The 8,760-nt window shown below is 42.0% G+C and carries 11 protein-coding genes; 6 read left to right on the top strand and 5 right to left on the bottom strand.

Features of this window, described 5'->3' with window-relative positions; all coding sequences use genetic code 11:
- The first annotated feature begins 314 nt into the window (after nt 1-314).
- Nucleotides 315-1,112 (top strand): class II glutamine amidotransferase, encoded by a 798-nt coding sequence (locus tag FIS9605_RS0119365; protein ID WP_026734073.1) that lies wholly within the window; start codon nt 315-317, stop codon nt 1,110-1,112.
- A 143-nt stretch (nt 1,113-1,255) separates the two neighbouring features.
- On the opposite strand, the gene FIS9605_RS0119360 is transcribed toward FIS9605_RS0119365, so the two are convergent.
- Nucleotides 1,256-2,425, bottom strand: coding sequence for a tetratricopeptide repeat protein (locus FIS9605_RS0119360; protein WP_026734072.1), 1,170 nt, complete (start codon nt 2,423-2,425; stop codon nt 1,256-1,258).
- A 115-nt stretch (nt 2,426-2,540) separates the two neighbouring features.
- On the opposite strand from FIS9605_RS0119360, the gene FIS9605_RS37510 reads away from it, so the two are divergent.
- The 5 genes from FIS9605_RS37510 to FIS9605_RS0119345 all read left to right on the top strand — a co-directional run bounded on the left by FIS9605_RS37510 (nt 2,541) and on the right by FIS9605_RS0119345 (nt 4,986).
- Nucleotides 2,541-3,815, top strand: coding sequence for a serine/threonine-protein kinase (locus FIS9605_RS37510; protein WP_331280966.1), 1,275 nt, complete (start codon nt 2,541-2,543; stop codon nt 3,813-3,815).
- A gap of 48 nt (nt 3,816-3,863) precedes the next feature.
- Nucleotides 3,864-4,001: a hypothetical protein gene (locus tag FIS9605_RS46430; protein ID WP_331280965.1), complete on the top strand. Its 138-nt coding sequence runs from the start codon at nt 3,864-3,866 to the stop codon at nt 3,999-4,001.
- A gap of 102 nt (nt 4,002-4,103) precedes the next feature.
- Nucleotides 4,104-4,244 carry a hypothetical protein gene (locus FIS9605_RS44150; protein WP_197036081.1) on the top strand — a complete coding sequence of 47 codons (141 nt, stop codon included), beginning with the start codon at nt 4,104-4,106 and terminating at the stop codon, nt 4,242-4,244.
- Nucleotides 4,241-4,540, top strand: coding sequence for a hypothetical protein (locus FIS9605_RS0119350; RefSeq protein ID WP_026734071.1), 300 nt, complete (start codon nt 4,241-4,243; stop codon nt 4,538-4,540). Before FIS9605_RS44150 ends, FIS9605_RS0119350 begins: the two co-directional genes overlap by 4 nt.
- Nucleotides 4,541-4,542: 2 nt before the next feature.
- Entirely contained in the window at nt 4,543-4,986 is a 444-nt protein-coding gene (locus tag FIS9605_RS0119345; RefSeq protein WP_026734070.1) for a type II toxin-antitoxin system VapC family toxin, read from the top strand.
- 423 nt (nt 4,987-5,409) lie between these two features.
- Here FIS9605_RS0119345 and FIS9605_RS42830 read toward each other — a convergent pair whose 3' ends face one another.
- The 4 genes from FIS9605_RS42830 to FIS9605_RS0119315 all read right to left on the bottom strand — a co-directional run bounded on the left by FIS9605_RS42830 (nt 5,410) and on the right by FIS9605_RS0119315 (nt 8,753).
- Entirely contained in the window at nt 5,410-5,529 is a 120-nt protein-coding gene (locus FIS9605_RS42830) for a hypothetical protein (protein WP_155960463.1), read from the bottom strand.
- 32 nt (nt 5,530-5,561) lie between these two features.
- Entirely contained in the window at nt 5,562-5,879 is a 318-nt protein-coding gene (locus tag FIS9605_RS42825; RefSeq protein WP_051470072.1) for a tetratricopeptide repeat protein, read from the bottom strand.
- A 5-nt stretch (nt 5,880-5,884) separates the two neighbouring features.
- Nucleotides 5,885-6,766, bottom strand: a complete 882-nt coding sequence (locus FIS9605_RS37500) for a S1 family peptidase (RefSeq protein ID WP_051470071.1) — start codon at nt 6,764-6,766, stop codon at nt 5,885-5,887.
- Between the two features lie 79 nt (nt 6,767-6,845).
- Entirely contained in the window at nt 6,846-8,753 is a 1,908-nt protein-coding gene (locus tag FIS9605_RS0119315) for a serine protease (protein ID WP_026734069.1), read from the bottom strand.
- Between the last annotated feature and the right edge of the window lie 7 nt (nt 8,754-8,760).

Raw genomic sequence — 8,760 nt, 5'->3', positions numbered from 1 at the left:
GACTTTCATCCTCACTTACTCTCAATATCGTTGTTTACATTATAGATGTAAAAGATTATTTTGTATAGATATGAAAACAGCGTAGTGATAAAACTTCATATCAGCTACGCTGTTGTTGTTGTTGTTATTTATAATTTAATCAGATATAACCCCTGTCTAAAGCACGAAATTCGCAACTTTGTTGCTGTTTATCAAGGGTTTTCAGCCAGCCATTCTTATAAATCTTGATATTGAAGCGATCGCATCAGACAAATTGACGCATTCTAAGGTATCTTAATCCCACAGGCAAGTCCAGGTTCAGAACTGCAACCGTCATGTGTCAATTGTTGGGTATGAACTGTAATGTGCCGACAGATATTTGCTTCAGTTTTAGCGGATTTGCGGCACGGGGAGGAAAAACTGACGACCATCGCGATGGTTGGGGCATTGCTTTTTTTGAAGGAAAGGGATGTCGGATTTTCATAGACGCCAAATCCTCTGTTAGTTCTCCCATAGCAGAGTTTGTGCGACACTATCCCATCCACTCGACTCATGTGATTGCCCACATCCGCAAAGCGACTCAGGGTGAAATTGCTCTAGAAAACTGCCATCCCTTCCGTCGCGAACTGTGGGGACGATATTGGGTGTTTGCCCACAATGGCGATTTACCAAATTTTAATCCCCTTGGCTTGCAGTCTTTCCAACCTGTGGGCAATACCGATAGTGAAAAAGCTTTTTGCCTGATATTGGAAACTTTGCGAGAGCGCTTTCCTTTTGGTGAACCTTCTCTGGAAGAATTGTACTCCGTCTTAAGAGAAATAACTGACAAAATTTCTTCAATAGGTGTGTTTAATTACTTATTAACAAATGGAGAACACTTTTTTACTCACTGTTCAACCAAACTCTGCTACATTGTACGGCAAGCGCCATTTGCTGCTGCCCACTTGATTGACGAAGACGTGACTGTAGATTTTAGTGAATTGACCACACCTAGCGATCGCGTAGCGGTTATTGCTACCACTCCTCTGACTGACAACGAAGTCTGGACGCCAATTCAGCCAGGAGAATTGTTGGTATTTCAGGATGGATTACCCATATTTGAGGGACTGGGGCATAAAAATTATGAATTATGAATTATGAATTATGAAATTTTTAGCATTCAGTATTCATCATTCATAATTTTCACTTATTCCCAATCCCCATTGCCCCTAATCCCCACTCCCGGTGGTTGTGGGGGCCCCGAGTTCCCCAATCCCCGATACCCAATCTCCTCCTCCTAAATCAACCCCATCTCATGCAATCCTTGCCGCAGTCGCTGCGCCTCTTGGGGATTTTGTTTTTCATGCAGAGCGATCGCCATGCGAAATGCAGTTAAACTAGCCTGTAAATTGCCTAGTTTCAGCAGCACAACCCCTAAATTTTGATATGCATCTGCGTAGTTGGGATTTAACTGAATTGCTTTTTGATAAGATGCGATCGCATCTGTAAATAAACCCATTGCTTTGAAAGTCATTCCCAAATTGTAATGTCCCGTGGCAAAGGTGGGGTCAATCTTCAAAGCTGTTTCGTAAGCAGTCTTTGCACTTTTTAAATCTCCAGTGGCTTTGAGTAAGTTGCCCAAATTATTGTATGCTCCTAGCTTAAGCATAGGGTAAATGGGCAATTTGATTGCCGCTTGATAGTGGGCAATAGCTTGTTTGGGATTTTGCAAGCGACTGTAGGCAATGCCTAAATGATAGTAAAGTTCGTACAAAATATCGTAGTTTTCTTCAACAGCACTGATTCCTCTGGTCAATAACTCCACACCTTCAGATATTTTCCCAGTTTCTACATACAATGCCCCTAACTTACTGCAAACATAAGGGTCATTGGGATGAGTAGCGAGAAATTCTTCCATCGCTGCTTGTGCTTTGGTGTGTTTGTTGTTTTGGGTAATGGTATTTTTTTGATAGCCTGAATGCAGAATTGCTACGCCTTGCAAATAACCTATCTGCCAGTGAGGTTCTTGGCATAAAATCTCGGTGGCGCTATCATCTACTAAGGCGTGGTAAGGACGGGAAAAACGAATTTCTGGATGATTGCGAAATAGACGGGAAACCAGGGAATAGGGAGATTGTACCGCTCCTACTTCTTGGCGGACGAGGTTAATCAGTAGATATTCTTCCCTTTCGATTACCTCTCGCAACTGCGGTATAATTTTTTGCGATAGTCTTTCATCTGCATCTAAGACTAGAACCCATTCACCTGTGACATATTTTAGAGCTTCATTCCGAGCAGCACTGAAATCATTACACCATTGAAAATGGTACACTTTCGCACCAAACTTCTGGGCAATGTGCGGAGTGCGATCGCTAGAACCCGTATCTAGCACTACCATTTCATCTACCACATTTTTGACGCTGCCCAAGCATTTGGGTAGTGCTTTTTCTTCATCTTTAACAATCATGCACAGGCTGAGTTTCATAGGTTAATCGTGTACTTCTTTAAAGATTCTGTATATATCAGCAAGTTTAATTCTGTGCGAAAATCAATATCAAATAAAGTGGTAACTTCCAGTACCTATGGCGACTGTAATAGTGGGTCAAAAGCTTGGTGGACGCTACCAAATTCTCCAACAAATAGGCGAAGGAGGGTTTAGTGTTACTTTCTTAGCCGAAGATATACAACGGCCAGGGAATCCTAAGTGCGTTGTTAAGCAGTTTAAACCAAAAGCTACCGACCCATACACCTTACAGGAAGCACGACGTCTTTTTAACCAAGAAGCAGAAATACTAGAAAACTTAGGAAAGCATGACCAAATCCCCCGACTTTTGGCTCACTTTGAGGAAAATCAGGAATTCTATTTGGTTCAAGAATACATCGAAGGTCATGACCTGAGCAAAGAATTGCTTCCGAGTAAAAAGCTGAGTGAAGCTTATGTATTTAAACTTTTACAAGATATTCTGGAAGTTTTAATCTTTGTTCATCAACAAGGCGTTATTCACCGAGATATCAAACCATCAAATATAATACGACGGCAAGATGGCAAAATTGTACTGATTGACTTTGGCGCGGTTAAACAAATTAGTACCCAAATAGTTAATTCTCAGGGGCAAAAGCATAAAACTGTTGCCATTGGTACTGCTGGTTATATGCCTAGCGAACAATCTAATGGTCATCCAGATTTTAGAAGCGATATTTATGCAGTAGGAATCATTGGTATTCAAGCTTTAACAGGAATACCTCCACTTCAATTATCAAAAGATACTAATACAGGTGAAATTATTTGGCGCAATCAAGCGCAAGTTCGCCAAGAACTAGCAGATATTTTAGACCAAATGGTGCGTTATGATTTTCGCGATCGCTACCAATCAGCAGAAGAAGCTTTGCAAGCTTTAAGGGTGCTACTACCCGCTACCTTAACAACACCACAGGCTTCAAAAACGTCAATCTCTGGCTCTACACTAACATATCAGAAAATTTTCACGAAAAAACTTCTAATTGGACTGCCAATAGTAGCAGCACTTGGCACAAGTATTATATTTCTGCCAAGCAAAAAACCTGCCGAGAATTTCTTAATATATCAAAATTCTGCTTTGGGGATAAAAATGAAATATCCACAAAGCTGGGAAAAACAAGAGATAAACAACCCTATTACTGGTGAAGTGGTTGCGTTTTTGTCACCAACAGAAAGTAGTGCAGACAAATTCCAAGAAAAGGTGACAATAACTGTTGAAGATTTTTCAGGGACGTTAAATGAATATAGCGATTCCTCAATTCAGGAAATTGAAAATCAAGCAGCAGGGAAGATTGAGAATACAAGTAACAGGAATTTTGCAAATAAATCAGGGAAATAATTAGTCTTTACCGTAAAAGATAGGGACTACAGTTTAAAAAATTTGCAAGTGTTTACTTTGAAAGAAGGTAAAGCTTACGCAATTATCTACACAGCAGAAAAAGATATTTACGATAAGTTTTTGCCAACCGCAGACACAATGGTGAAATCATTAGAAATTAACTCTGAAACTTCTGATGCTCAATGAGGTAATCTTCTGGCGATCGCACACTCTACACCAAACACACAGATCCCTAACTTATCACCTCTCATTTATTCTCGTTACCAGGTTCAACCTGGTAACTAGGTTTTGGAGGCTCCGCCTCCCGATACTGCAACTGGTGCAAGTTATCAGGATGTGAATGGCGATCGCAGAAAGTTATTCCCAACGATGACGGTTGATTACCTTGATAACATGAAAAAAAGTTCAGCTGTACTCTCTAAGATATGACAACCATAACCCTGCAATTATCACCTGAATTAGAGCAAAAACTACGAGAAAGTATTATACGTCGCGACGCCCAAAGCATTCGACAGCTATTGGCTGATGCGTTTGCACCAACGGTAGAAGCATTGCTGGAACAAATACCTAATCAATTTAACGATGAGGAATTGGGGGATGAAGATGAATTAGAAGCAAGTATAGATAAGTTATTAGATGAGTTTGAATTATACACTGGAGCAAATTTACCAACACTTTCAGATTATGCAGTAAGTCGTGAAGGTATTTATGAGGATTGTCCCTAACTGTGATATACGTTGTAGACACTAACTTCTTACTGCGCTTTGTGGATCGCAACTCTAGCCTAAATCTAATCGTCAGAAATGTTAGAAAGAAACTCATAGGCAAAGGGGAGCAACTGACAATTACACCGCAAAACTGTATAGAATTTTGGAACGTTGCTACAAGACCAGCAGCAAAAAACGGATTAGGGTTAACACCAACGTATGCAAATCGACTATTGCAAATAATTGAGCGTCTGTTTCCATTATTGCCTGATACACCTACGATTTATCCTGAGTGGTGTCGGCTTGTGGTTACATACAGTGTCTCAGGTGTGCAAGTGCATGATGCTCGCCTTGTTGCTAGTATGAAAGCAAACGGTGTAACTCATATCTTGACATTTAATACAAGTGATTTCACCCGCTATGCAGTAGAAGGGATTATAGTAGTTGACCCGGTAACAGTGTAGATTTTATTTGCGAGAGTGCGATCGCTTACTTGATTGAGGTGGATGCGATCGCACACTTCACCCTAAACCCACAGTTCCCCGACTTTTGTTGAGAAGTCGGGGAACTTGTTTTTCGTCGAGTTTCAAGTTCTGAAGCTGGAATTTCTCATTTCAAATCTGAAGTTTGAGGTTCTGAAGCTGAAATTTCTTGTTTCAACCTCGGAGTTTGAGGTTCTGAAGCTGAAATTTCTTGTTTCAACCTCGGAGTTTGAGGTTCTGAAGCTGGAATTTCTCATTTCAAATCTGAAGTTTCAGGTTCCAAACTCGGAATTTCTCGTTTTAAGCTTGGAGTTTGAGGTTCTGAAGTCGGCATTTCTCGTTTCAAGCTTGAACCTATATCTTTTGCAAGAGATAATCGCACCACCTCCCTATCTCCCTACCTGTCTACTGCTGATATTTTCTAATTAACTCCAGCGCTTCTTGGTACAACTGTGTGTTTCCTTGTTGTCGAAACAATTCAGCAGCTTTCTGCAAATCAGCAATTGCCCCTTGCTTGTCTCCCAAATAGTAGCGGGCATTACCCCGGTTGTTGTAGGTTACTGGAGTTTAGAGAACCCCTCAGCAGCCTTCCTGATCATTCCAGTCCAGCCTTGGCTATATTTGCCAAGGCTGGCAATTGCTTCAACTTGATCCGCAAGAGATCCATCACCGTCTCCCAATATCATGCGGATTTCAGCCCGGTGGTAGTAGGCTTCGGCTGTGGGATTGAGTTTAATGCTTTGATTATAAGCAGCGATCGCTCCCTGATAATCTTTTAAGGTTGCACGAACAAGTCCCTGACTTATGTAAACCATCAGCTTTCTTGCCTTCTTCAAAATAAAGGTCTGCGGCTTTCTGGAAATTTTTGACTGCATTGGTCTCATCTTGAATACGTAGTAAGGCAAGACCCCGTTGAAAGTAAGCAGTAGCATATTTGGGATTTAACTTGTAGCGCTTGGTTGTAATCTTCAATTGCTCCTTCATAGTCTCCCTTTTTATACTTATCCCCAGCCTGAATGTAAAAGTCATCTGCTTTGGGTGCTGTCGCTACTTGAGTGTTAGGAGCAGAGACTCCCGCATCTACCGCAGCTTTTGCTGACAGTCCTAAAAAGGATTTGATGGGAATGCCTAAATTAAATCCTGTTTTATTTTCTTTCGTATCTAAGTCTGCTCTACCGTGAATTCCTATTAGTTCACCCTTTTCATTCAAGACTGCACCACCACTCATCCCCTCTAACGTATTATTGCTGTAAACTAACCTATAACCATCGCGCAATGGTTTTGAGGCATTAGCAGTAATCTTCCCATCGCTGAAAATGTAAATTGACTGATTAATTGCAAACGTCGGTGCAGGAAAACCAGCCACATAAGCAGTTGTCCCTTCTGTGCTAGCGTCAGAGTTGCCGATCTTCGCCACAGTGTAATTTTGACTGCTGGTAAACTGCACTACCGCTAAGTCTACTCCTGGCAATTGTTTCACACTGCTGTAGCTAACTGCATAACGTTTACCATTAGGGGTAATAATCTCATAATTATCTTTGACTTCTACCACGTGAGCAGCCGTAAGGACGGTGTAAGTATTACCCTGTTTCTTGATAATTACCCCGGAACCGTACTTTGGCTTTTTACTTTGAATCAGCACTGTGACTTGTTTAGCAATATTATTCACCTCAGTTGGCGATAGTGCTACAGCCACTTGCGTTTGCACAAGGGCGATTGTGACTCCAATTAGTGCTGGTGCGAGTTGATAATAAAATTTCATTATTTAATTTCCACTCGGTTTATTGCGATCATCAGTTGCTCTTTCCCTTATCCCCGCGTCCTTATATCTCCTCACCTGTTTACTGCTGATACTTCTTAATTAACTCCAGCGTTTCTTGGTACCACTGTGTATTTCCTTGTTGTCGAAACAGTTCAGCGGCTTTTTGCCAATCAGCGATCGCCCCTTGCAAATCTTTTGATAGTCCGCGGACTAGACCCCTGGTGTAGTAAACTAGGGCAAAGTTGGGATTAATTTTGAGAGCAGAGTTGTAATCAGCAATAGCCCCTTGGTTGTCTCCTTGTTGGGTGCGGGCATTACCCCGGTTGACATAGGCTTCGGCATTGTTGGGATTAATTTTGAGGGCTCTGTTGTAATCAGCAATAGCCCCTTGGTTGTCTCCCAATTGAGCGCGGGCATTACCCCGGTTGTAGTAAGCTAGGGCAGAGTTGGGATTAATTTTGAGAGCAGAGTTGTAATCAGCAATAGCCCCTTGCTTGTCTCCCAAAAGGAAGCGGGCTACACCCCGGTCATTATAGGCTTTGTCATAGTTGGGATTGAGACGAATTGCTTGAGTGTAATCAGCGATCGCTCCTTGCAACTCTCCCAAATCATTGCGGCGATTACCCCGGTTGTAGTATGCTTGGGCATCGTTGGGATTAATTTTGAGAGCAGAGTTGAAATCAGCAATAGCTCCTTGCTTGTCTCCTAAATCGTTGCGGGCATTACCCCGGTTGTAGTAGGCATCGGCATCTTTGGGATTAATTTTGATGGCATTGTTGAAATCAGCGATCGCTGCTTGATAATCTCCCAATTGAGCGCGGACTACACCCCGGTTGTTGTAGGCTAGAGCAAAGTTGGGATTAATTTTGAGGGCTCTGTTGTAATCAGCGATCGCTCCTTGCTTGTCTCCTAATCGTATGCGAGCTAAACCCCGGTTGTAGTAAGCTTGGGCAAAGTTGGGATTAATTTTGAGGGCTCTGTTGTAATCAGCTATAGCCCCTTGCTTGTCTCCCAAATTGGAGCCGACATTACCCCGGTTGACGTAGGCTTCGGCATTGTTGGGATTAATTTTGAGGGCTCTGTTGTAATCAGCTATAGCCCCTTGCTTGTCTCCTAATCGTCTGCGGGCTACACCCCGGTCATTATAGGCTTTGTCATAGTTGGGATTGAGACGAATTGCTTGAGTGTAATCGGCGATCGCTCCTTTATAGTTTCCCTTTTGATACTTATCCCCAGCCTGAATGTAAAAGTCATCAGCTTTGGGTGCTGTAGCTAATTGAGTATTAGGAGCAGAGACTTCCACATCTACCGTAGCTTTTGCCGACAGTCGCAAAAATGTATTGATGGGAATGCCTAAATTAAAGCCTGTTTTGGTTTCTTTGGTATCTAAATCTGCTCTACCGTGAACTCCAATCAGTTCACCCTTTTCATTCAAAACTGCACCACCACTCATACCCTCTGAGGTATTATTGTCGTAAACTAAGGCATAGCCATCGCGCAATGGTTTTGAGGCATTAGCAGTAATCTTCCCATCGCTAAAAGTATAAATTGACTGATTAATGGCAAATGTTGGTGCAGGGAACCCAGCCACATAAGCAGTTGTGCCTTCTGTACTGCTGTCAGAGTTGCCTATTTTTGCTACAGTGTAATTTTGACCGCTAGTAAACTGCACCACAGCTAAGTCTACTCCTGGCAGTTGTTTCACATTGCTGTAGCTAACTGCATAACTTTTACCATCAGAGGTAATAATTTCGTAATTATCTGTTGCTTCAACCACATGAGCAGCCGTAAGGACGGTGTAAGTATTGCCCTGTTTCTTGATAATCACCCCGGAACCATATTTTGGTTTTTTACTTTGAATCAACACTGTGACTTGTTTAGCAATATTATTCACCTCAGTTGGCGATAGTGCTACAGCCACTTGCGTTTGCACAAGGGCGATTGTGACTCCAATTAGTGCTGGTGCGAGTTGATAATAAAATTTCATTATTTAA

This window comes from Fischerella sp. PCC 9605 (genome assembly GCF_000517105.1).
Classification (GTDB): Bacteria; Cyanobacteriota; Cyanobacteriia; order Cyanobacteriales; family Nostocaceae; genus PCC9605.
This window is presented reverse-complemented; position numbering and strand designations above follow the sequence as displayed.

Coding starts and splice junctions, on each gene's coding strand:
- FIS9605_RS0119365 (WP_026734073.1), top strand. CDS start 315: ATGTGTCAATTGTTGGGTATGAACTGTAATGTGCCGACAGATATTTGC.
- FIS9605_RS0119360 (WP_026734072.1), bottom strand. CDS start 2,425: ATGATTGTTAAAGATGAAGAAAAAGCACTACCCAAATGCTTGGGCAGC.
- FIS9605_RS37510 (WP_331280966.1), top strand. CDS start 2,541: ATGGCGACTGTAATAGTGGGTCAAAAGCTTGGTGGACGCTACCAAATT.
- FIS9605_RS0119350 (WP_026734071.1), top strand. CDS start 4,241: ATGACAACCATAACCCTGCAATTATCACCTGAATTAGAGCAAAAACTA.
- FIS9605_RS42825 (WP_051470072.1), bottom strand. CDS start 5,879: ATGCAGTCAAAAATTTCCAGAAAGCCGCAGACCTTTATTTTGAAGAAG.
- FIS9605_RS37500 (WP_051470071.1), bottom strand. CDS start 6,766: ATGAAATTTTATTATCAACTCGCACCAGCACTAATTGGAGTCACAATC.
- FIS9605_RS0119315 (WP_026734069.1), bottom strand. CDS start 8,753: ATGAAATTTTATTATCAACTCGCACCAGCACTAATTGGAGTCACAATC.